The organism is Streptomyces sp. NBC_01142 (genome assembly GCF_026341125.1).
In the GTDB taxonomy this organism is placed as follows: Bacteria; Actinomycetota; Actinomycetes; order Streptomycetales; family Streptomycetaceae; genus Streptomyces.
Map to the genome: position 1 here is coordinate 2183412 of NZ_JAPEOR010000001.1, position 21051 is coordinate 2204462.

The window sequence follows — 21051 nt, forward strand, 5'->3', positions numbered from 1 at the left end:
GGTGTGTGTGCGGGGCGCGCGGTCAGCCGACGAACTCGACGTTGGACGTGAGCCAGCGACCGCTTTCGTGTACGAGGTCGAGCTGGAGCCGGTAGGTGCGGGCCTGCCCCTCGGGGGCGGCGGCATTGATCACCTTGCTGTCGGCGACCACCAGGACACGGGCGGTGCGCTCGTCGGCCCGGGTGATGCCCGCTTCGAGCACCTGTCCCTCGGAGACCGACCTGTTCGCGGTCACCAGCTTCGTCAGTTCCGCGGTCTGCGCCGCGAACTGCTCCTTGAAGTCGCCGGTGGCACCCTTCAGTACGGTCTTGCTGTCCCGCTCGTAGTGCCGGTAGTCGAGCGAGGTGAAGTTCAGCGCCGACTGGCGGGCCGCGGCCAGGATGTCCTGGTGCCGCTGCCCCTCCGTGCGCTGCTCGTACACCAGCACGCTCAGCCACACGGACAGGGCGGTTGTCACGACGGTTGCCGCGGCAAGCGACGCGGGCAGCGCCCTGCCGCGACGGGCGGCGTCCATCAGCCTGGTGCCGAGGCGGTGCAGCGGGCGTGTCGCGCGCGCGACAGGGCCCCCGCTCATGCCAGAGGTCCGACGAGCATCCATTGCCACGAGTCCTTTCCGAACACGCTCTGTTCGCCGCCCGTCGAGCCGATCTCGACAGGCGTTCCGTCCGGGCCGGTGGCGGCGCCGGTCTCCGGGTCGTACGGGGTGACGTACGCGACCTGGTCCGCTCCGCCGGAACCGGCGGATCCCGAGGCTCCAGGGGCGTTCTGGGCGCCGCGGACCGAGGTGTCGCCGCCGCGCGGGGCCGTGCAGCGCGCTCCGGTGTTCGCCGGCCGTGTGCTCGTGTCCGCGGGGTCGCGCCGCTGCGTTGCGTACCCCTGCCGGCACGGCGGCGGATCGTCGGCGCCGGCGACCAAGCCGAAGTGGGTGGTGCCGTCACCCGGGATCACCGTGTAGCTGCCGGCGACCACCACCGGGAAGGTGACCAGGGCCTGCTCCACGCCGGGCAGCCGCGCCACCGTGATCTGGCCGCCGCTGATCAGATTTCCCAGCAGCACCGGCAGATGGGGCCGGTTGGCCTTCAGTAGCGAGTTCAGCTCGTGTGCGGCGGGCGCACCGGCGCCGATGAGCCTGCGGACGTCACCGTCACTGGATTTCAGCTCGGCGGTGAGGGCCGCCAGGTCGCGGGAGAAGGACTTGATGGCCGAGCCCTGCTCGGCCTGTGTCGTGAGGACCTTCCGCGAGTCCTCGATCAGCGCGACCGTCTGCGGCAGCGAGCCGGACGCCGACTCCACCAGCCTGTTGCCCGAGTCCACCAGTCGGCTCAGGTGCGGGCCGGTGCCGGCGAAGGCCTTGCCCAGCTCGTCGACCGTGATCCGCAGATCCTCCTTGCCGACGGAGTTGACCAGCCGGTCCAGGCCGAGGACGAGATCCGTGGTGGGCAGCGGCACCCGGGTGTTACCGCGGGCGATCGTGCTGCCGTCCCGCAGATAGGGGCCGCTCGAGGCCCGCGGCTGCAGATCGACGTACTGCTCGCCGACCGCCGAACGATGCGCCACCACCGCCAGGGTGTCCGCCGGGATCCGTGGCCCGTCCTCGATGTCCAGCGTCACCGACACTCCGTCGGATCCGGTGAGCCGCAGCTCGCCGACGCGACCCACCGGCACTCCGCGGTAGGTGACCTCGGCGCCCCGGAAAATGCCCCCGGAGTCGGCGAAGTCGGCCTGCACAGTGTAGTCGTGGCCGAAGAGGCCGTCGGCGAGCCCCGTGTACTGGGCGCCTACGTACGACACACCGACGGTGGTGACGGTGGCGAAGGCGAGCAGCTGGGCCTTGACCGTACGTGTGATCACGGTTGCATCCCCTTCAGCATCAGCTCGGCGAGGGCGGGATCGACCCCGGGCGGGTAACCGTCGCCGTCCTCGCTCCCGTACACGGCGTAACTGCTGGTGCACACCGGCGGGCAGAGCGGATCGCCCTTGTCCGGGGAGTCCGAGGGAACTCCGGGCGCGTCCGGCAGCGGGGTGGGCAGGGGGAGACCGGGAACGTCGGGAACCTCCGGGACCTCGGGTACCTCGGGGAGCTCCGGCTTTACGGAGTCCCCCGGCTTCTCGGGTACGTCGGTGAGATTGCCGTAGATACTCGCCAGATCGAGATCGGCGGTGACCTTGAGATTGACGTAGTCGCCCTTGACAGCGTCCGTCGCATTGCGCGGGAACGGATACGTCGTCAGCAGTTCCAGGGCGCCCGGAAGATCGTCGCCCGCCTTGTTCAACTGCTCCAGGACCGGCCGCAGCAGCCGCAGATTGGCGACCATGTCGTCCCGGGAGGCATTGACCACCTTGGTGCCCGTCACTCCGAGCTTCGACAGGGAGGTGAGCATCCTGGTCAGCTTGCTGCGCTGGTCGGCCAGTACCTTCAGTGCGGGCGGCATGGTGTCGACGGCCAGGGCGATCGTCTTCTTCTCTTTCCCGAGTCTCCTGGCCAGCCGGTCGATGCCGCCCAGCGCACGGACGATCTCCTTGCGCTGGGTGTCGAGGCCCCCGACGAACATGTCCAGCTCGGTGAGCAGCGACTTGACCCGGTTCTCGCGGCCCTCCAGGGCCTTGTTCAGCTCCGTGGTGATCGTCTTGAGCTGGGCCACTCCGCCGCCGTTGAGCAGCGCCGACAGTGCGGACAACACCTCCTCGATCTCCGGGTTGCGGCCGCTGCGGGACAGCGGAATCCGGGCACCGTCGGAGAGCCTGCCGACGGGTTCGGTATCCGCGGGCGCCGACAGCGCCACGTACTTCTCGCCGAGCATGCTGGTCTGCCGCAGACCGGCGACCGCGTTGCCCGGCAGCTTCACCGAGTCGGCGACCCGCAGCCGTACCCGGGCGTGCCAGCCGACCAGCTCCACCTTCTCGACCGCGCCCACCGTGACGTTGTTGACCTTCACGGCCGACTGCGGCACCAGATCCAGCACGTCCCTGAACTCGACAGTGACCGCGTAGGCGTTGCCGTCCGCGGCGGCGCCCCCGGGCAGCTGGACGTCGTACAACCCGTTGAACTCGCAGCCGGACAGCAGCAGCGAACCGATCGCCGCCCACGCGGCCGCCCCGCCCTTGCCCAGCCCGCCCTTGCGCAGCACGCTCATGCGCCGGCCTCCAGGATTCCGCCGAGCGTCCTGTCCACCGGGCCCGTGCCCGGCGCCGGCTCGGTCTGCGACAGTTCCGGCAGGGAGCCGAACAGCTTTTTCAGGTCCTTGCAGTCGGGGTTCTTCCCCCCGGCCTCCCCGGTCGTCCTGAGCAGGGAGCACAGCAGCGCGGCCGGGTCCTGGGGCTGGTCAGGGTTGTTGCGGGTGTCGAGGGTTCCGGAGGACGGGTTGTAGGCGTTCTGCAGATTGGAGAGCCCGGCGGGAGCGACCTCCAGCAGCTCCTCGAGCGCCGCGCGTTGGGTGACCAGCACCTTGGTGACCTTGCTGAGGCCCTTCACATTCGACGTCAGCGACTTCTTGTTCTTCTTCACGAACTCGGCCACATCGCCGAGTGCCACGCCCAGATGCCGCAGTGCCGCCGCGAGGTCCTTGCGCTCCCCGGCGAGCTGGTCGGCCACTTCGGCGAGGCTGCCGTTGAACGACCGGACGTTGCCGTCGTCTGCCGCCAGCACGGCCGTGAACACCTGCAGATTCCGTATGGTGCCGAACAGGTCCTTCCGGCCGTCGGACAGTGTGGTGACCGCCTGCGACAGGTCCTCGACCGTCTGGTGCAGCTGCTTTCCCTGGCCCTTGAGGTTGTCCGCGCTCACGCCGAGCAGCCGGGACAGCGAACCGTCCGCGTTCGCGCCACGCGGGCCGAGCGCCTCGGCCGTCGTATGGAGACTGTCGAAGACACGGTCCAGCTCGACCGGTACGGCCGTGCGGTGCTCCGGAATGACATCGCCGCTGCGCATCGCCGGGCCGCTCCGGTACACCGGCAGCAGCTGTACGTATCGGTCGCTGACCACCGAAGAGTTGATGATCGCCGCCTTGGCCTCCGCGGGAACCCTGCGCTCGGAGTCGAACTCCAGCTCCACCCGCACCCGCTTGCCGTCCGGCGTGATCTTCTTGACCTCGCCGATACGGATACCCAGGACGCGTACGTCCGAGCCGGGGTAGATGCCGACAGTGCGCGGGAAGTACGCCGTGACACGGACCGGGGACGAGCGCGGCCAGAACACGAGCCCCGCCGCGGCGACGAGCACCAGTGCGGTGACCAGCGCCAGGCGGCGCGTGAGACGCCTCTCCGGCACGAAGCGCCCCTGCAGTGCGAAGCGGCCGTTCATCGCGAGCCTCCCGTCCGCGGAACCACCGGAGTGGGTGCGACCATGTTCTGGATGTAGCTGTCGAACCAACGGCCGTTGCCGAGGGCATTGGTGAAGACCCGTACGTACGGCGCGAGCAGCGCGACGCTGCGGTCGAGGCTCGCCTGATTGCGTTCGAGCATCGTGACGACCGAGTTCAGGCCCTTGAGTGCCGGGCCGATCTCCTTGCGGTTGTCCGCCACGAGGCCGGAGAGCTGGATACCGAGGGCGGCCGAGCTCTTGAGCAGTGCGTGGATCGCCGCCCGCCGCTTGGTGATCTCCTGGAACAGCTTGTCGCCGTCCTTGATCAGTCCGGCGAACTCGCCGGACCGGTCGGAGAGCACACCGGTGACTCCGTTGGCATGGGCGAGGAGTTCCCCCAGTGCCTTGTCGCGCGACGCCACTGTCCGGGAGATCTTCGAAAGACCCTTGATGGACGCACGTACCTCGGCCGGTGAGTCCTTGAAAGTGGTGGAGATGGTGTCCAGGGCCGTCGCCAGCCGGTCCGTGTCGACCTTCTCCGTCGTGGTGGTCAGATCGCTGAACGCCGCCACGACGTCGTACGCCGGAACCGTCCGGTTCAGCGGGATCTCGCTGCCGGGCCGCAGCCGCCCGGTCCCCTTCGGGTCCAGCGCGAGGTACTTCGCGCCCAGGATCGTCTTGATCCGGATGGACGCCCCGGTTCGGGAGCCGAGCTCAGGGTCGCCCTTGACCCGGAAGGTCACCTTCACATGGCCGCCGTCCAGATCGACATCGTCGACCTTGCCGACCTTGACCCCGGCGATCCGTACCTCGTCGCCGGGCTTGAGGCCGCCCGCCTCCGAGAAGGCCGCGCTGTATGCCTCACCGTTGCCTATCAGCGGAAGACTGTCGGCGTGGAACGCCGCGACGGCCAGCAGCCCGAGCGTGGTGATGCCGACGGCCCCTGTCACCACGGGATTCCGCTCGCGGAAGGGAATCATGCGCACCTCGCCCGGGCGACGTGGAGCTCGGGAGTGAGAACCTTCCTGGTCTTCGGCAGCACGATCCGGCCGTCGAAGTCACAGAGGTAGAAGTTGAACCAGGAGCCGTACGAGGCCGTCCCCGTCAACTTGCTGAGCTTGTTCGGTAGCCTCTTCAGCACGCCCTCCACGGTCTTCTCGTTGTCGTTCAGCGTTCCGGTGAGCTCGGTCAGCTCGGCGATGTCGTCGCGCAGAGGCGGCCGCGCATCCTCGAGCAGACCCGAGGTGGCCTCGGTCAGAGCGCCGATGTTCACCAGCGATGCGCCCATGGGTTTGCGGTCGGCGGACAGCCCGGAGATCACCCGCTGCAACTGCTTGAGGAGGCCGGAGAAGCGGGCGCTGCGCTTGTCGAGGGTCTTCAGCACCGTGTTGAGGTTGTCGATCACGGACCCGATCAGCTCGTCGCGGTCGGCGAGCGTCGTGGTCAGCGAGGCCGTGTGGGCGAGCAGACTGCTGACCGTCCCGCCCTCGCCCTGCAGGGTCTTGATGATCTCGGTGGCGAGCTGGTTCACGTCCTTCGGGCTCAGGGCGGCGAACAGCGGCTTGAACCCGCCCAGCAGCGCGTTGAGATCGAGCGCGGGCTGGGTCCTGGACAGCGGGATCCTGCCGCCGGGCCGCAGCGGCGTGCCGTTGCCCGCCCCTTCCGTCAGCGCGATGTACCGCTGCCCGACCAGACTCCGGTAGCGGACGACGGCGCCGGTGCTGGTGAACAGCGGGCGGTCGCGAGTGACGGAGAAGGTGACCTCGGCCAGCGTCCGGTCCTTGATGCCGCCCGCCGCGATCCTGATGTCCTCGACCTCGCCGACCCGCACCCCGGCCACCCTGATGTCGTCGCCCTCCTCCAGGCTGGTGACATCGCTGAACACCGCGCGGTACGTGTGCTCGGGGGTGAAGGAGATGTTGACGATGGTGGCCGCGAGCAGCGCCGTCGCCAGCACCGTCACCACCGCGAAGACGCTGAACTTGACCAGCGGCGCCGCGGTCTCTGTGGCTCGTCCGACTCTCATGCGACGCTCACCGCCGTTCCGCGCGCCATGGGGCCGAACAGCAGCGTCGCGACCGCCGGCACCTCGTCGGCCGGAACCCCCAGGACGGGGGCCACGAGCGAGCCGACGGCACGCTGCTCGGCCTCGGTGGCGGACACATGGACTCCACCGGGTGTCGCGCTCCCCGAATCTCTCCTCGACGTACCGTCATCGAGTTCCGTGTTTGGTGCGGGCACACGGGGGTGGGGCAGACCTCTGCAATCGGGTCCGGAGCTCTCTGCATAGCGCGGTTCCTCGCCGGGTCGGTACGCGGGTCGCGGGCGGACGAATTCGAGGGTGATGCGCATCTCCCCGCCTCTGAAGGCCTGTTCGGACGCCTTGTCCTGCCTCACCAGGCCTTCGAGGAGACAGGGGTACTGCGGCGCGTAGCGGGCGAAGAGGGCCAGCGTGGGGCGGGAGACGCGGCCGAGCGTGATCAGCCGGCCGCCGTTCTCCTGGAGGAATGCGTCCGCGGTGCCGGCGGTGGTGGCGGTCGCGGTGAGGGCGGAGGCCAGCTGGTCCTGCTTCTCGACGAGGGTGCGGCTGGTGGTGACGGTGTTCCGCAGGATCTTCATCAGGTCGGGCGCCGCGTCCCCGTACACCTCGGCCACGTCGGCGAACCGCGAGATGTCCTCCTTGATGGAGGGCATGTGCGGATTGAGCGCCCTCAGGTAGCCCTCGACGCGGGTGAGGTTGGCGCCGATCCGGTCGCCTCGCCCCTCGAGCGCGGTGGCGAACGCGGAGAGAGTGGAGTTGAGTTCGGCGGGCCGCACGGTACGCAGCAGCGGCAGCAGATCGTTCATCAGCTGCTGCACCTCGATGCCGACGCTGGTGCGGTCCTGGGTGATGACGTCCCCGGCGCGGATGTGCCGAGCCGATGGCCCGCCGGGCGCCACCAGCTCGACGTACTTCTCGCCGAACAGTGTCTTGGGCAGCAGCCGGGCGTGGACTTCGGCCGGTATGCGGGAGACGTGCTCCGGCTGGAGAGCGATGTCGAGAGTCGCCTTCTCGCCGTCGGCCCGCACCTCGCGCACCTCGCCGACCAGCAGCCCGCGCAGCTTGACGTCGGCCCGCGGATCCAGCTGGTTGCCCAGGGTGTCGGCCTCCAGCGTGATCCGGACGACGGAGGTGAACACCTGCTGGTAGACGGCAACGGACAGGGACAGCAGGAGCGCGATGACCGCGAGGAAGACGATGCCGTACAGGCGCAGTCTCGCGGTGCGCGTGGCGAGGGGTATCGGTATGCGCATTGGTCTACCCCGCAATCCGTACGGTCGTGTTGGCGCCCCAGATCGCGAGGCTGAGGAAGAAGTCCAGGACGTTGATGGCGACGATGGAGGTCCGCACGGCGCGGCCGACCGCGACGCCGACGCCGGCCGGGCCGCCGCTCGCGTAGTAGCCGTAGTAGCAGTGGACCAGGATGATCACGACGGCGAAGACGATCACCTTGCCGAAGGACCACAGGACGTCGACCGGCGGCAGATACTGCTGGAAGTAGTGGTCGTACGTGCCCGCGGACTGCCCGTAGTAGCCGGTGGTGATGGTGCGTGCCGCGAAGTACGAGGACAGCAGCCCGACCACGTACAGCGGGATCACGGCGACGAAACCGGCGATCATCCGGGTGGTCACCAGGAACGGCAGTGAGGGAACGCCCATCACTTCCAGAGCGTCGGTCTCCTCGCTGATCCGCATGGCGCCGAGCTGGGCGGTGAACCCGGCCCCGACCGTCGCCGCCAGGGCGAGGCCGGCCACCAGCGGGGCGATCTCACGGGTGTTGAAGTACGCCGAGAGGAACGCCACGAAGTTGGAGGTGCCCAGCTGGTTGAGGGCCGCGTACCCCTGCAGGCCGACCTCGGTGCCGGTGAAGAAGGACAGGAAGGCGATGACGCCGACGGTGCCGCCGACGACCGCCAGCGCACCACGGCCGAAGCTCACCTCGGCCAGCAGGCGCAGGGTCTCCTTCTTGTAGCGGCGCAGGGTACGACCGGTCCATGCCAGCGAGCGCCCGTAGAACGCCAGTTGGGTGCCCAGCTCCTCGAGGGAGTGGAGCGGACGCGACAGGAGCCGGCCGGTACGGCCGATGCGATCCGACAGAGCCATCCTCAACCCCTCTGCGGAACGATGTGGAAGTACACGGCGGTCATCACGAAGTTCGTGACGAACAGCAACATGAACGTGATCACCACGGACTGGTTCACCGCGTCGCCGACGCCCTTCGGCCCGCCCTTGGCGGTCAGGCCCTTGTACGAGGCGACGACCGCGGCGATGGCGCCGAACACCAGGGCCTTCAGTTCGGCCGCCCACAGGTCGGGCAGCTGGGCGAGGGTGGTGAAGGAAGCCAGATACGCGCCGGGCGTGCCGTTCTGCAGGATCACGTTGAAGAAGTAACCGCCGGCCACCCCGACCACCGACACCAGCCCGTTGAGCAACACCGCCACCACCATCGTGGCCAGCACCCTCGGCACGACCAGCCGGTGGATCGGGTCGATGCCCAGCACCTGCATCGCGTCGATCTCCTCACGGATCTTGCGCGCCCCGAGGTCCGCGCAGATCGCGGTGCCGCCCGCCCCGGCGATCAGCAGGGCGGTGACGATCGGCGAGGCCTCCCGCAGCACCGCGAGCACCGAGGCGGCACCCGAGAACGACTGGGCACCCAACTGCCGGGTCAGGCTGCCGATCTGCAGGGCGATGACCGCCCCGAAGGGGATGGAGACCAGCGCGGTGGGCAGGATCGTGACACTCGCGATGAACCACGCCTGCTGGATGAACTCCCGTACCTGGAACGGGCGACGCGGAAGCGTCCGTACGACGTCCAGGGCCATCGCGAACAGGCTGCCCGCATGTCTCAGAGCGCCGACCGGGGACAGGATCATGCGCCCGCCACCTCCTTGTGGAGTTCCGACTCGCGCCGCGCGATCGCCTCCCAGCGAGGTGGCCGGGTGATCCCGGGGGACGGCAGGAGGCGGGGTGGCATCTCCCCGCCTCCCGGCGGGATCGGGGCCTCGCGGTCGCCGAGCTGCGCCAGCTCCTGCTCGACCTGGGCGGCGTCCTTCTCCTCCGCCATGCCGATCGGCCCCTGCATCCGGCCGTTCAGGAACTGCCGTACGACCGGCTCGTCGCTCGTCAGCAGCTGTGCGCGGGGGCCGAACATCACCAGCTCGCGCCGGAACAGCAGCCCGATGTTGTCCGGGACCTGCCGGGCCGAGGCGATGTCGTGCGTGACGATCAGGAAGGTCGCGTCGATCTGCGCGTTGAGATCGACGATCAGCTGGTTGAGGTAGGCCACCCGCACCGGGTCGAGACCCGAGTCCGGTTCGTCGAACAGAATGATCTGCGGATCGAGCACCAGGGCCCGCGCCAGCCCGGCCCGTTTGCGCATACCGCCGGATATCTCGCCGGGCAGCTTCTCCTCGGCGCCGATCAGCCCGACCATGTCCATCTTCTCGAGCACGATCTGCCTGATCGCACTCTCCGTCTTACGGGTGTGCTCGCGGAGCGGGAAGGCGATGTTGTCGTAGAGATTCATCGACCCGAACAGTGCGCCGTCCTGGAACAGCACGCCGAACAGCTTCCGCACCTCGTACAGGTCGTGTTCACCCAGCGTGGTGATGTCCGTGCCCGCGACGCGGACCGAGCCGGAGTCCGGCTTGAGCAGACCGACAAGCGTCTTCAGGAACACGGACTTGCCCGTGCCCGAAGGGCCGAGCATGACCGATACCTCGTCGGCGGGCAGCGTCAGCGAAACGTCCTGCCAGATGACCTGGTGGCCGAAGGACTTGGTCAGCCCTTCCACGCAGATCTCGACACCCATCCGGTTCACCCTTCAGCCGTGGAGCAGCTCCGTCATCTGCTCTACGGGGAAGGGCGGTGCGTCCGTCGCGGCGAGTGCCGAAATTTTTTTACGGGGGTGCCATCAGGGGTGAACGTTGGTGTGCAGGGTGTTGTCCGGCAGCTCGACAGGGGTGTCCTGTGGGTCCGGGACGTCCACCGGGATCGACGGCACCGTCACGGGAACCGGCGGAGCGGAGGGGACGGAAACCTCCGGCACGTCCGGCACCGGGGGCACGTCCGGGGCGGCCAAGGCAGGCAGCGGGACCTCGGGCAGGGACGGTACGAGCGGGTGACCGCCCGGCGACGGGGTCGCGCTCTCGGCAGAGGACGCCCTCGTGCCCCCGAGGGTGCGTACGCGCGGAGGCTGCGCCCGGCCCGGGGCCGGCGGCCGCACGTCCGCGGCCTCCGAGACGGCGGGCGCGGCGGGCCGCGGAGAGCCGGGCCGGTCCCCGTCGTGGGCGTACGGCAGGACGAAGCCCGCCACGGCGAGCGTCGCCGCTGTCGAGACCATGGCAACCGCCTGCGCGTTCCCGCCCGGCCGCGACTGCCCTCGCCCGCACAGCCACATGGCCAGCCCCAGCGTGCCGGCCAGCGAATTGCGCAGCGACCGGCGGGCCCGCGCCAGCAGCGACTCGACCGTCCGATAGCTCAGCCCCATCTCGTGGGCGACCTGGCCGACGTCGAGGTCCTCGGACTTCAGCCGGAGCGCCTCCGCCTGCCGGGCGGGCAGTTCCCCGGTACGCACGGCCAGCCACTTCGCCTCGGCCCGGTCGCACACCGCCTCCTCGACGGGCGCCGGACCCGGCGGGACGAGCCCGGCGCTGCTGTGCACCTCGGCCTCGCGGTTGACCTGGCGGTGCCTGTCGATGCAGAGCCGCATGGTCACTGTCGTCAGCCAGGCGCCGAGCCGCTCGTCGTCCAGATGCGGGTTCTCGGCCGCGCGCAGCATGGCCTCGTGGACGGCGTCCTCGGCGTCCTCCACGCTCATGGACCGGCGGCGGGCCACCTTGAGCAACTGCTCGCGGTGGCTCCACGCCCGCTGCCACCGCTCGTGGGCGGCGTCCGCCGGCCCGCCCGAGTATGCGGAATGCATGTCCGTCGCCATGAGGGCCCCTTTGCGCTCACCCGCCGAGCCCTGTGCTGCCCGGCGGGTGGCGACATTACCGCCCGGTATCCGGAATTGTGGAGGGGGAGGCGCCCATCGAATCCCTACCGTTGCCGGTCAGCGGGCCGGCGTCGGCGAGGGCGCCGCGCCGGGCACGGGGCGATTTTGGGGGCCAGGGGGGAGGCAGCGGCCCGGGCCGGCCGGGCTAACGTGTGGGCATGAAGCGATTGCGGGTGGAGTTCACGACGGAGCCCTTCGACCTCGACGACGCGCCCGCCCACGCGGTGGTCGCCCGCGAGGTCATGCAGGAGGCCGCTCTGGACGCCGTGGACGTCGGCCCGTTCGGCAATACGGCCGAGGGTGGCGCGGACCAGGTGCTCATCGCCGTGGACGCGCTGCTGCGCCGTGCACTGGAATCGGGTGCCACTCGGGTCTCGTTGCAGGTCAATGTGATCGGGGAGGGCGAGAAGTGATCGAGCCGGGAGATCACCCGCTCGTCAGCGCGGTCAAGCCGCTGGTCGACGCCATGGGTGCGGAGATACTGAGCCCGGAACAGGCGTCACCTGATGACGTGGTGCTCGCCTGGGAGGGCGAGGATGTCCTGGCCGTGCGGCTGCCGCAGCTCTCGGACTCGCTCGACCACATTCTGGCGGCCATGGAGCGCCGGCACGGCATGCCGCTCTCGGAGCTGGACCGTAAGACGAAGCAGCTGGTCGTACGGACTCTGGAGGCGCGCGGCGCATTCTCCGTACGGCACGGGGTGGAGACGGTGGCGGGTGCCCTCGGGGTCAGCCGATTCACTGTGTACAACTACCTGAACCGGGAAACCGCGGCTCGGGAGACAAAGCCGCAGGTAGAAGGTACGTAAGTGGGCGGTCGGACCCTTCAGGGAGCCGACCGTCTCACGTTTTCTCACAAACCCTGGTGATCATGCAGTAGTGGGGCGCTGTAGTCGTCCACGAGACCCAGGAATAGCGGTGAGCCGCACTGGGATCGTGGAGCGCGCAGCGCTTGCCTACGAGGCGTACACGGCTCTACATGGCTCGCCTTGATGGCTTGGCCGCTCGGACACACTTGGCTCCTGCCACTGCGGGAGCGTCGTTGTGAAGCCGTACTCCCTGGCGATCTGCTCAAGCTCTGTGGTCCACGGCTTGCCGGTGAGTACCTCGTTGAAGGCCAGCATCGCGAAGTGGAAGATCCACAGGCAGTACAGTCGGCACGCCACGAGTTCCTCATGGATCGGTGCCTGGCTGACGTGGAAGGTCTCGCCGTCGTCCTTGAAGAACATCTGGGCCCCGGTGAGCGTCGGGTGCGCGAACCATGAATCTACCTGGTAGAACGTCCGCTCCTTTGTGAGACCGTAGCCCTTCATCAGGTGTTCGATCTTCGCCAGGGCTTCGTTCGGATCAGCCGGGACGGTCTCCTTCACCGTCTTGACGGTCTGCACCATGACCTCGTAGGCGTCCTTGTAGCGGTCCTTCGTGCCGTCCGTCTTCAGGGCTTTGGCCAACTGGATCTGGTCGGCCCCGAGCTTGCGGTTGTAGATGTCGCCTATCCGGTCACCCTGGTCCACACACCACCGCAGAGTGATGGCGTACTCCAGAGCACTCCGTCGGTTCGGGGACGCAGCACCGCACGCGCCGGCCTGGTGCAGCGTGAGGACCGCACGCACCTGCTCGGCCACGTTGAAGAAGAGTCCCCAGCCGATTACAGAAGCGCGATTGGTGGGGTCGATGCGTTGGTGAAGGTTTGCCGTGATCAAGTTTTCGAGACGGATCAAGCCGTCTCCGGGGTCAGGTTCACTCACCCGGTCATCATGGCGACGGCCTGGGGCGTGGCGCTACGGGGTTTTCAACAACAGCTCGCTCTGCCGCTGGAAGTCATTGATGGTCGAAGGCACGAAGCGCCCGCCTAAGGGCTTGCAGATCATTAACACGTCGTCTTGATCTTGTTGCTGGGCTCGCCGGTTTGGGCGAGGACCCGAGCTCGGAGGGCCGCGAGGACGACGGGTGGTGTCGTCGCGGGTGGGATGACGATGCCGTGTGCCTCGAGCAGTCTCCTGTTCTTCAGGAGGGTGCGGTGCATCGCGGTGCGGCTGCTGCCGAATAGTACGGCGAGAGGTTCCGCGGCCAGGGCGACCCGCAGATGGAGCACGGTGGCCAGGACCTGTTCGGGGAAGGCGAGCCGGGGCGGACGGCCGCGCCGGGCATCGCCGTCGGGGGTCAAAGTCCTGGTGAGGGCGTCCAGTTGTTGCCGGGACATGCCGGTCAGGGCGGGATCGGACAGCAGGGCCTGCTCCCACTGCGGGGCCGGTGCCTGCGGAGCCCGGGCCGCCGGGACGGCAGGGCAGGGCTGCGGGTGCAGGGCATAGTTCCAGTCGCCATGGAATGCGTGCCGGGTCAGCGGCAGTGCCGCCATCTGGGCGTCACCGATGCGGACTCCGGTGGGATAGGTGTTGGTGTCGAGTGCGGCTCTCACGCGCAGCCCGGTGCGGGTGGTGGTCGCAGCGATGGACTGGACGATGACTTCGTGGCTGGTCAGCGGGCGGCCGCGCCAGTTCATGGTGATGTGCGAGAAGAGCCGGTGTTCGATCTTGTTCCACTTCGATGTGCCGGGCGGCAGATGACACACGGTGATGGTCAGTCCCGTTTCGGCAGCGAGCCGGGCCAGTTGCAGTTTCCAGGCTCGGGTGCGGTAGCCGTTGGAGCCGCCCGCGTCAGCGGTGATCAGCAGTCGTGCCGCCTGCGGGTAGGCAGCCCGGCCCTGGCCGTGCCACCAGCGGCGGATCGACTCGACCGCGAACGCGGCGGTGTCGTGATCGGTGCCGACGTTGACCCAGCCGGTGTCCGCCGCCAGATCGTAGATCCCGTAGGGGACGGCCTTGCCCAGCTGCGGGTCGGCGAAGTCATGCACGTTCACCGGCACCGGCTCACCCGACGGCCGCCACTGGCGGCCGTTGTTCTTGAACTCGCCGACGAGCTCTTTCTTCTTGGTATCCACGCTGATGACCGGCTGGCCGGCGTCCCGGTGCTCGCGGGCCTGCTCGTTGAGATAGCGGAACTGGGCATCCCGGTCCGGGTGCTGGCTGCCCTCGATTGTCTTGGCATTGGCCTGCAGGCTGAGCCCCTCCTCCCGCAGCAGGTTGGCGACGGTGTCGGCACTGACGCGGTGCCCGGCTCGGGTCAGCTCCCGCGCAAGCGTGCGGGTGGACTTCACCGTCCACCGCAGCGGCGACATCGGGTCACCCCGCACATCCGGCTCAACCAGCGCCAACAGTGCCGGCCGCAGCCCTGGATTCAGATCCGCGACCCGCTTGCGGCCCCCGCCGGGACGCCGCACCCGACCCAGAGGCCCCTCACCCGCCTCAAGTTCGAACACGCCCTTGCGGACCGTCGTCTCGCTGACCGCAGCGGCCTGTGCCACCGCCCGGACACCGCCGTGCCCCAGGCCCCGGGCCTCCGCAGCCATCAACAACCGCCGCTGCCGCTCGTCCAGCTGCGGGAGCAACACCGCGAACTTCACGGCGAGTTGGTCACGAGTCTCATCCGGGATGCGCATACCACACCAACGAGCCTCAGGGCGGGAAGCAACACCTTGATTCCCTGCAAGCCCTTAGTGGACCTACTTGCCGCGCGGAGAAGTAAGCCCCGGACACCGAAACCGGCACCCGGGGCTGGAGGCGGCCCCGGCGGTACTGCCCCCAGAGCTTTGGGGCACCGGGGCCTCGCCCGGCCACGCCATATCGGGCCGGGCTACTACCAAGCTTAGTCCGTGGTTTTCAGCTCCGAGGCGGTGGATGCGCGCACCACCGGGGCGCTGCGCCGTGCGGGAATACCGAGGTCCGTGCCGAGACGTTCTCCACGTCGCTGTAGCCCATTGGGCGCAGTGGGAGTGGTGCGGTAGCTCAGCGTTATGCAGGCTGGCCCGGGTGAGCAGCAGCGAACGCTGACGCCGCTCGGTTGCTGACCGGGAAGCCAGGAGGTTAGTCGTGACAACCACGCGAACCGAGATCGAGAAGGACGTTAAGGCGGGCTCGTGGACAACGGTGTGGTGGGTTTGGGGCGGCGGCCCTACGGTCCATGGCGAATTTCGCAGACCCGCAGGAGCACAGATTAAGGTTCGGTATGGGTTGGGCTGGTTTGGTGTAGACAGACAGAAACAGACCCTGGATGGAGACTCACCCAAAATTCTTACCGTCCAAGGTGCTTCCACTTACACCAGAGCGAGGTTTCAGGTAAAGGTGAAGACCAACACTCGACTACGTTGGGTCCAGATCGTGGAAGGTCCCGGGCGTTTCGAGTAGCGAGTTACCCCCTACTCCGTGCCGGGTTCCGACGACCAGGCGGCCGTCTCCCCCTTGGGGGTCAACTGGCGAGACGAGTGTCGTTGTAAGACACTAAAGGTGTGACTGGATGAGCCTTCGAAGACCACCGCTCAGGGGTGTGGTCACGTGCCACGTGAGCTCTTCTCCCGCTCGCGTAGCGTTGATGCGGTATCCAGCCCGCCGAGGCCCTTCAATCCGCAACGGGACGAATTGTTGAGTCATTTTCATGACTTCCTTAGCCACGTCTGCCAAGGCTGCAAGGCTCCCTGAGCCGATATTGAACACCGGAACCTTACCGAAATACTCGACCGCTGACAGGATCGCGCTTACAGCGTCATCAATGTACAGAAGATCTCTGCTTTCGTCCCTGACGACGACAGGGCGACCTTCAAGGACATGTCTTACGATCCGGGCGACGGCACTGTTTCGATCACCCTCTCCATAGACATAGGAAAACCTGAGCATCACCGCTGAGACGGACGACGTGGCGAGAGCGACTTCTCCGAGATGCTTACTGAGTGCGTAGAGGTTCTGTGGTCTAATTTCTTCGCTCTCGACAGCATCGCGGGGAGTTCTAGGATGGCCATACACCCCGGTTGTGGAGGCGTACACAATTCGCACCCCTAGGGTTTGGGCCCATTTAGCTACTGCATACGTCGTATAGACATTGTCGGTGAAACACTCGGCGCTATGACAGTTGGAGACGTTAGCCGCGAGATGGATTACTTGTGTGATATCACGTGGAAGTTTGCGCTCTAGGACATCGTTAGCGAGGTCAACATGAACAGAATCGACCTCTGGCACCACCAGCTGTTTCGGGCGCACCACAGCAATTGGAGTTTTGCCTGCCGCGACCAAGCACGGAAGAAGGGCTTTTCCAATAAAGCCCGTGGCGCCGGTAACTAGGATTTTCATAGGGCACACTTCCTTATGGCATATCTATGTGGGAGAGTCTAGCGCTAGGAGATCTCCATGCCGAAGCTGCCACACAAAGTTGTCCAGACGCTTCTCGTATTGCTTGCGCTTGCGGGAATCGGGGTGCTGATTCTCATACAGATTGCCCTATACGGAGCGCATGCAGATAGTTGGAAGTTGTGGATCCCAGGCTTCTTGGCAAGCATAGTTGCTGTGTTGGTAGTTTATGTTGTTTCCAAGACGATTCTTCGTTCAACGCATTCGTTCCTTTCGGACGAGGCCATCCGCAATCTCAGTGACAGAATCGTGCAATCCGTTGAACAAGTGGCTGGCGTGAAACAGGGTGCATACGCCCGTATACATCGATGGTACGAGATTCCTTGGGCAGACCTGCTGACACAAGCATCCGAGATTGATGTTCTTGCTTCATATATGGATACCTGGGTCAATCACGTGTCAACTGACCTCAAGGCCGCCTTTGCGCGTGGGGGTATCGTCCGTCTTTATCTGCCCCAGATCGGAACTGATGCAGCTAAACGAGTGAAAGAGCGCTTTCCTGAATACAATCAAGCGTCGATTAGATCCAAGATTCAAAACACTCCCGAAAAAATCCAAACCCTCAGAGGGGACCCCTCTTCCCGTAAGGGCGAGCTTGAGGTTTGGTGGACAACCACGTTTTGTATGTGGTGCCTCGTCTTGATTGACCGTCGCTGGCTCATAATCGACCCATTTGACCATTTTCGACGTGGCGCAATCGAGGGGCCTGGCGTCTTGATCGACCTGGATAAAAACCCCGATTGGGCGGTGTGGGCCGAGAAAGAGATCGCTGGATTTAGAGCGAATGCAACGCAACAAATCCTGTAACCTGCCTTACATCTTTTGTCGCCCCTGCTGTTTATAATCCGTCCTCATATGGCAGAACGAGCAAGACCCACATTTGATGAACAAGCCGTCGCGAAAGCACTCGGCACCAAGGCCCAAGAGGTGACCGATCCGGCCTACGGGCAGGGCCAGCACTTTCAGGTCCGAAGCGACAAGATTTTTTTGAGCCTTGACACCTTCCCCGAGGCCGGCGTCTCCCGCATCACCACCAAAGGCGCACGTATCGAGCTGTTCGGCGGCTCCCTCCCGACAGTTGAAGATGAAGGCGTCGTGTTCCTCAGAGCGTGTCTGAGATCCGCCGTATCGGCTGTATGGGTGACTCGTTGAGTGGTGTGTGAGTGCTGCTGGGGATGGTTACCCGTCTGATCTGACGGATGAACAGTGGGCGTTGATTGAGCCGTTGCTGCCTGCTCCAAGGACGGGTCGCAAGGGCGGGCGGCGGGAGAAGCACCCGCGTCGGCGGATCGTGGACGCGATCTTGTACTTGGCGCGGACCGGGTGCCAGTGGCGGTATCTGCCCAAGGATTTCCCGCCCTTCCAGACGGTGTACTGGTACTTCACCTGGTGGCACGACGACGGCACCGTGGAGCGCGTCCACGACGCGCTGCGGGTCAAGGTCCGCGAGGCCGACGGCCGTTCCGCTGAGCCGTCCGCGGGCCTGGTCGACTCGCAGTCCGTGCGGGCGGCCGACACGGTGCCGAAGTCCACCAGCGGCTTCGACGCGGGCAAGAAGACCAAGGGCCGCAAACGGTTCATCGTCACCGACACCCTCGGCCTCCTCCTGGCCGTGCACGTGCTGGCCGCAAGCGTCCAGGACCGCGACGGAGCCAAGCGCTCCCTGCTGTGGACCCGCCTGGACCACCCAACCATCGAGAAGATCTGGGCCGACCAGGGCTTCGCCGGCCGACTCGTCGAGTGGTCCTCTGCCGTCTTGCACCGCACGCTGGAGATCGTCCGCAAGGACCCCGGACAGCGCGGCTTCAAGGTCCAGCCGAAGCGCTGGGCGGTGGAGCGCACGTTCGCCTGGATCACCACACGCCGCCGCCTGGCCTGCGACTACGAACGCAACCCGGCCCACTCCGAAACCATGATCCGCTGGGCCATGACCGACCTGATACTCCGCCGACTCACCCGAGGCCGACCCGCCACCCGCCAAGGACCCCGACCACTACGGAAAATCACCCCGTAACCCGATCTCAGACACGCTCTCAGAAAGGATGCGCAGCAGGAGCACTCAAGCGTCGTGTTGCATCCCGATGGGGGAGTGACCGTTGGGTACATGGTCGACACCGGCCCGGCCGCAGTGTCCGGCCTGCCCGACGACCTTGAAGACACCGAGCAGATCAATGCGCAGCAGCAGGCCGCTCCGGAGCCGGTAGACCCGGACCCCGAAGACGTGGCGTCACCAGCAGTCGACACCCCTGCGCAAAAGCCCCCGGAGAAGCCGTCCGAGGCAACTCCCGACCGCACGCCTGGCGCTTTCCCTGACGTTCGGCCGATGATCCAGCGCGTCGGTACCCCCGAGCCGGGCAAGACCGCGGAGGCGGCCACACCACAAGAGGCGCAGAGCACACCGGGCGACGCCGAGACCGGCGAGGCCGAGCGCCAACGAGTCAAGCTGGTCGGCCGACTGCGACGAACCCCCAGCGTGCGGGAGAACGCGAGCGGCAAGCTCGTTGGCAAGTTCCCCCTGGCCGTCCACCTTGAAGACGGCACGACCCAGTGGCACAACATCCTGGCCTTCGGTGAGCGCGCCGCAGCACTCAAGACGCGCATGGAGGCCGGCGAGTTGGTCAAGGGAAATGAGATCGAGGTCGTGGGTTATCTGCACGCGCGGGAGTATCAGGGCAGGGACGGCATGACTAAGACGGTGTCCTATGTGGTGATCACTCGTTGGGTTATTCATGGGGCGGGGTACGTGGAGTTGGATTGTTCCGGACGGCTTATGGGAGCTCGCCAGGCCGTTGATTCCGGAGGAACGAGTGCGACCGCAGGGCGGTGGAACACCGAACACGCCTGATGAGACGTTGTTCGCAGCGATCATCTACGTGCTCGTCAGCGGCTGCGCCTGGCGGGCTTTGCCGCCATGCTTCGGCATATCGAAGTCGACCGCGCATCGCCGGTTCATGATCTGGTCGAGGGCCGGGGTGTGGGGCCGGCTGCACGAAGCGGTCCTGCACCAACTCGACGACGCAGGCCTCATCGACGTCTCCCGAGTCGTCCTCGACTCCGCCCACGTCCGGGCTAAAAAGGTGCCTCTATGGTTTTCGTCAAGCCGTAGCCGCTGTGGGTGGTTGGTAGAAGGTGCCGTCTCGGAGCATGGCGAAGAGGACGTCGATGCGTCGTCGGGCGAGCGCGATGAGGGCGGCGATGTGGTGCTTCCCCTCCCTGCGTTTGCGGTCGTAGTAGGCGCGTGACTCGGGCTGGGAGAGTGAGGCGAACGCGGCGAGGTAGAAGGCTCTCTTGAGCTGTTTGTTGCCTCGCCGGGAGGGGTGTTCGCCGCGGATGGAGGAGCCGGAGTTCCGGGTCACGGGAGCGAGGCCGGCGTAGGCAGCGAGATGGCCGGCGGTGGCGAAGCCGCTGCCGTCTCCGACGTCGACGAGGATGCGGGCCGCGGTCCTGATCCCGATGCCGGGCATCGAGATCAGGACCTGGGAAAGAGGGTGGGCCTCCAGGAGTTCCTCGATCCTCGCGGCGAGGAGTTTGCGCTGGTCAAGAACGGACTGGAGCGAACTCGCAAGGCTGGGGACGATCAGCGCGGCAGCCTCGGTGCCCGGAACGACGACGGTCTGTTCGTCGAGTGCGGTGAAGACGTCCTCGACCAGCCGCTCCGCCATCCGCGGCGCTTTGGGACGTATCAAGGTCACGAGGCGACGGCGTCCGGCTTTGCGGATCTGGGCGGGTGAGCCGAACTGGTCGAGCAGTCTGAGCACGGCCGGGTGCTGGATGCGCGGGCCCAGGACCCGTTCGAGCGACGGGTGGATCTGGGTGAGGAGGCCGCGGAGCCGGTTGGCGATCCGGGTGGACTCGCCCGCGAGATCGTCGTCGAACCCGGCGATCATCGCGAGTTCGGCGACGGTCTCGTCGGCGGGATCGATGGTCCTCAGGGTGTGGGGCATCGCTCTGGCGGCGTCCGCGATGATGAACGCGTCGCGGGCATCGGTCTTGGCCTCACCGGGGTAAAGATCGGCGATCCGTCGCATTGTGAGACCGGGCAGGTAGGCGACCTGGCAGCCCGTGTCCCGCGCGACCGCCAGCGGCAGGGCCCCGATGGAAGCCGGCTGGTCGACGACCACCAGCACCGTGCCGTGCTTGGCCCGGAGCTTGTCGAACAGCTCCCGCAGTTTCGGCTCACTGTTGGGCAGCGGCTTGTCGAACACCTTCTTCCCCGCCCGGCTCACGGCGGTGGCGTGGTGATCGCCCTTGCCGACGTCCAGGCCCAGATAGACGTCGATGCCAGTCTCGTCCGTCATGCCCTTCGCTCCCGTGCTCGCGTCCTCCCCGGCCTCACCTGCGGCATCAGCGTGCCGGCATCCACGTTACGAAGAGACTGCCCAAGGGGCGCTCGTGCCTCTAATCAGCGGTCTGCCAATGCCTCCGGCACCCGGCGACACCACCTTTTCGATCATGTGGACTGGGGGCGCAAGTCA

21 protein-coding genes and 1 pseudogene are annotated in these 21051 nt (G+C 66.8%); 7 read left to right on the forward strand and 15 right to left on the reverse strand.

Going from position 1 to position 21051, the window contains the following annotated elements; all coding sequences use genetic code 11:
* Positions 1 to 22: 22 nt before the first annotated feature.
* The 11 genes from OG883_RS09945 to OG883_RS09995 all read right to left on the reverse strand — a co-directional run bounded on the left by OG883_RS09945 (position 23) and on the right by OG883_RS09995 (position 11280).
* Positions 23 to 574, reverse strand: coding sequence for a hypothetical protein (locus OG883_RS09945; protein WP_266537865.1), 552 nt, complete (start codon positions 572 to 574; stop codon positions 23 to 25).
* A complete protein-coding gene (locus OG883_RS09950; protein WP_266537866.1) occupies positions 571 to 1851 on the reverse strand; it encodes an MCE family protein in 1281 nt (426 codons plus the stop codon). The genes OG883_RS09945 and OG883_RS09950 overlap by 4 nt, the downstream gene beginning before the upstream one ends.
* Positions 1848 to 3134, reverse strand: coding sequence for an MCE family protein (locus OG883_RS09955; protein ID WP_266537869.1), 1287 nt, complete (start codon positions 3132 to 3134; stop codon positions 1848 to 1850). Before OG883_RS09955 ends, OG883_RS09950 begins: the two co-directional genes overlap by 4 nt.
* Positions 3131 to 4300: an MCE family protein gene (locus OG883_RS09960; protein WP_266537872.1), complete on the reverse strand. Its 1170-nt coding sequence runs from the start codon at positions 4298 to 4300 to the stop codon at positions 3131 to 3133. The genes OG883_RS09955 and OG883_RS09960 overlap by 4 nt, the downstream gene beginning before the upstream one ends.
* The gene (locus OG883_RS09965; protein ID WP_266537875.1) at positions 4297 to 5280 is read right to left on the reverse strand and encodes an MCE family protein; all 984 of its coding nucleotides are present in this window, start codon (positions 5278 to 5280) and stop codon (positions 4297 to 4299) included. The genes OG883_RS09960 and OG883_RS09965 overlap by 4 nt, the downstream gene beginning before the upstream one ends.
* Entirely contained in the window at positions 5277 to 6326 is a 1050-nt protein-coding gene (locus OG883_RS09970; protein WP_266537878.1) for an MCE family protein, read from the reverse strand. Before OG883_RS09970 ends, OG883_RS09965 begins: the two co-directional genes overlap by 4 nt.
* Positions 6323 to 7594 (reverse strand): MCE family protein, encoded by a 1272-nt coding sequence (locus OG883_RS09975; protein WP_266537881.1) that lies wholly within the window; start codon positions 7592 to 7594, stop codon positions 6323 to 6325. The genes OG883_RS09970 and OG883_RS09975 overlap by 4 nt, the downstream gene beginning before the upstream one ends.
* 4 nt (positions 7595 to 7598) lie before the next feature.
* The gene (locus OG883_RS09980; RefSeq protein ID WP_266537884.1) at positions 7599 to 8444 is read right to left on the reverse strand and encodes an ABC transporter permease; all 846 of its coding nucleotides are present in this window, start codon (positions 8442 to 8444) and stop codon (positions 7599 to 7601) included.
* A 2-nt stretch (positions 8445 to 8446) separates the two neighbouring features.
* Positions 8447 to 9217, reverse strand: coding sequence for an ABC transporter permease (locus OG883_RS09985; protein ID WP_266537886.1), 771 nt, complete (start codon positions 9215 to 9217; stop codon positions 8447 to 8449).
* On the reverse strand, positions 9214 to 10155 hold the full coding sequence (locus tag OG883_RS09990) for an ABC transporter ATP-binding protein (protein WP_266537889.1): 942 nt from the start codon (positions 10153 to 10155) through the stop codon (positions 9214 to 9216). The genes OG883_RS09985 and OG883_RS09990 overlap by 4 nt, the downstream gene beginning before the upstream one ends.
* A 102-nt stretch (positions 10156 to 10257) precedes the next feature.
* Positions 10258 to 11280: a sigma-70 family RNA polymerase sigma factor gene (locus tag OG883_RS09995; RefSeq protein ID WP_266537890.1), complete on the reverse strand. Its 1023-nt coding sequence runs from the start codon at positions 11278 to 11280 to the stop codon at positions 10258 to 10260.
* A gap of 218 nt (positions 11281 to 11498) precedes the next feature.
* Between OG883_RS09995 and OG883_RS10000 the strand changes: the two genes are divergently transcribed.
* Together OG883_RS10000 and OG883_RS10005 are read left to right on the forward strand one after the other, a co-directional pair.
* Positions 11499 to 11753: a hypothetical protein gene (locus OG883_RS10000; protein WP_266537892.1), complete on the forward strand. Its 255-nt coding sequence runs from the start codon at positions 11499 to 11501 to the stop codon at positions 11751 to 11753.
* Between the two features lie 53 nt (positions 11754 to 11806).
* Positions 11807 to 12148, forward strand: coding sequence for a helix-turn-helix domain-containing protein (locus OG883_RS10005; RefSeq protein WP_266541385.1), 342 nt, complete (start codon positions 11807 to 11809; stop codon positions 12146 to 12148).
* A gap of 147 nt (positions 12149 to 12295) precedes the next feature.
* On the opposite strand, the gene OG883_RS10010 is transcribed toward OG883_RS10005, so the two are convergent.
* From OG883_RS10010 to OG883_RS10020, 3 genes are all read right to left on the reverse strand, one after another.
* Complete coding sequence (locus OG883_RS10010; protein WP_266537894.1) at positions 12296 to 13060, reverse strand: DUF5677 domain-containing protein; 765 nt, start codon at positions 13058 to 13060, stop codon at positions 12296 to 12298.
* A gap of 149 nt (positions 13061 to 13209) precedes the next feature.
* Positions 13210 to 14838 (reverse strand): ISAzo13 family transposase, encoded by a 1629-nt coding sequence (locus OG883_RS10015; RefSeq protein ID WP_266537896.1) that lies wholly within the window; start codon positions 14836 to 14838, stop codon positions 13210 to 13212.
* Between the two features lie 838 nt (positions 14839 to 15676).
* The gene (locus tag OG883_RS10020) at positions 15677 to 16519 is read right to left on the reverse strand and encodes an NAD(P)-dependent oxidoreductase (RefSeq protein ID WP_266537898.1); all 843 of its coding nucleotides are present in this window, start codon (positions 16517 to 16519) and stop codon (positions 15677 to 15679) included.
* A gap of 57 nt (positions 16520 to 16576) precedes the next feature.
* Here OG883_RS10020 and OG883_RS10025 point away from each other — a divergent pair, with 57 nt between their 5' ends.
* The 5 genes and pseudogenes from OG883_RS10025 to OG883_RS10045 all read left to right on the forward strand — a co-directional run.
* Positions 16577 to 17383, forward strand: coding sequence for a hypothetical protein (locus OG883_RS10025; RefSeq protein WP_266537901.1), 807 nt, complete (start codon positions 16577 to 16579; stop codon positions 17381 to 17383).
* 48 nt (positions 17384 to 17431) lie between these two features.
* Positions 17432 to 17728, forward strand: coding sequence for a hypothetical protein (locus OG883_RS10030; RefSeq protein WP_266537904.1), 297 nt, complete (start codon positions 17432 to 17434; stop codon positions 17726 to 17728).
* A gap of 7 nt (positions 17729 to 17735) precedes the next feature.
* Positions 17736 to 18590, forward strand: coding sequence for an IS5 family transposase (locus OG883_RS10035; protein ID WP_266537907.1), 855 nt, complete (start codon positions 17736 to 17738; stop codon positions 18588 to 18590).
* A gap of 90 nt (positions 18591 to 18680) precedes the next feature.
* The gene (locus OG883_RS10040) at positions 18681 to 19421 is read left to right on the forward strand and encodes a single-stranded DNA-binding protein (RefSeq protein WP_266537909.1); all 741 of its coding nucleotides are present in this window, start codon (positions 18681 to 18683) and stop codon (positions 19419 to 19421) included.
* Positions 19306 to 19653 (forward strand): annotated as a pseudogene (locus OG883_RS10045) (transposase); the annotation flags it as partial. The gene OG883_RS10040 and the pseudogene OG883_RS10045, both read left to right, overlap by 116 nt.
* Positions 19654 to 19671: 18 nt before the next feature.
* Here the strand turns inward: OG883_RS10045 and OG883_RS10050 are convergent.
* Positions 19672 to 20874, reverse strand: a complete 1203-nt coding sequence (locus OG883_RS10050; protein ID WP_266537911.1) for an IS110 family transposase — start codon at positions 20872 to 20874, stop codon at positions 19672 to 19674.
* Positions 20875 to 21051 lie beyond the last annotated feature (177 nt).

Excerpts from the sequence above, each read along its gene's own strand:
- OG883_RS09945 (WP_266537865.1), bottom strand. The coding sequence starts at position 574 with ATGAGCGGGGGCCCTGTCGCGCGCGCGACACGCCCGCTGCACCGCCTC.
- OG883_RS09955 (WP_266537869.1), bottom strand. The coding sequence starts at position 3,134 with ATGAGCGTGCTGCGCAAGGGCGGGCTGGGCAAGGGCGGGGCGGCCGCG.
- OG883_RS09960 (WP_266537872.1), bottom strand. The coding sequence starts at position 4,300 with ATGAACGGCCGCTTCGCACTGCAGGGGCGCTTCGTGCCGGAGAGGCGT.
- OG883_RS09965 (WP_266537875.1), bottom strand. The coding sequence starts at position 5,280 with ATGATTCCCTTCCGCGAGCGGAATCCCGTGGTGACAGGGGCCGTCGGC.
- OG883_RS09970 (WP_266537878.1), bottom strand. The coding sequence starts at position 6,326 with ATGAGAGTCGGACGAGCCACAGAGACCGCGGCGCCGCTGGTCAAGTTC.
- OG883_RS09975 (WP_266537881.1), bottom strand. The coding sequence starts at position 7,594 with ATGCGCATACCGATACCCCTCGCCACGCGCACCGCGAGACTGCGCCTG.
- OG883_RS09980 (WP_266537884.1), bottom strand. The coding sequence starts at position 8,444 with ATGGCTCTGTCGGATCGCATCGGCCGTACCGGCCGGCTCCTGTCGCGT.
- OG883_RS09985 (WP_266537886.1), bottom strand. The coding sequence starts at position 9,217 with ATGATCCTGTCCCCGGTCGGCGCTCTGAGACATGCGGGCAGCCTGTTC.
- OG883_RS09990 (WP_266537889.1), bottom strand. The coding sequence starts at position 10,155 with ATGGGTGTCGAGATCTGCGTGGAAGGGCTGACCAAGTCCTTCGGCCAC.
- OG883_RS09995 (WP_266537890.1), bottom strand. The coding sequence starts at position 11,280 with ATGGCGACGGACATGCATTCCGCATACTCGGGCGGGCCGGCGGACGCC.
- OG883_RS10000 (WP_266537892.1), top strand. The coding sequence starts at position 11,499 with ATGAAGCGATTGCGGGTGGAGTTCACGACGGAGCCCTTCGACCTCGAC.
- OG883_RS10005 (WP_266541385.1), top strand. The coding sequence starts at position 11,807 with ATGGGTGCGGAGATACTGAGCCCGGAACAGGCGTCACCTGATGACGTG.
- OG883_RS10015 (WP_266537896.1), bottom strand. The coding sequence starts at position 14,838 with ATGCGCATCCCGGATGAGACTCGTGACCAACTCGCCGTGAAGTTCGCG.
- OG883_RS10020 (WP_266537898.1), bottom strand. The coding sequence starts at position 16,519 with ATGAAAATCCTAGTTACCGGCGCCACGGGCTTTATTGGAAAAGCCCTT.
- OG883_RS10025 (WP_266537901.1), top strand. The coding sequence starts at position 16,577 with ATGCCGAAGCTGCCACACAAAGTTGTCCAGACGCTTCTCGTATTGCTT.
- OG883_RS10030 (WP_266537904.1), top strand. The coding sequence starts at position 17,432 with ATGGCAGAACGAGCAAGACCCACATTTGATGAACAAGCCGTCGCGAAA.
- OG883_RS10040 (WP_266537909.1), top strand. The coding sequence starts at position 18,681 with ATGGTCGACACCGGCCCGGCCGCAGTGTCCGGCCTGCCCGACGACCTT.
- OG883_RS10050 (WP_266537911.1), bottom strand. The coding sequence starts at position 20,874 with ATGACGGACGAGACTGGCATCGACGTCTATCTGGGCCTGGACGTCGGC.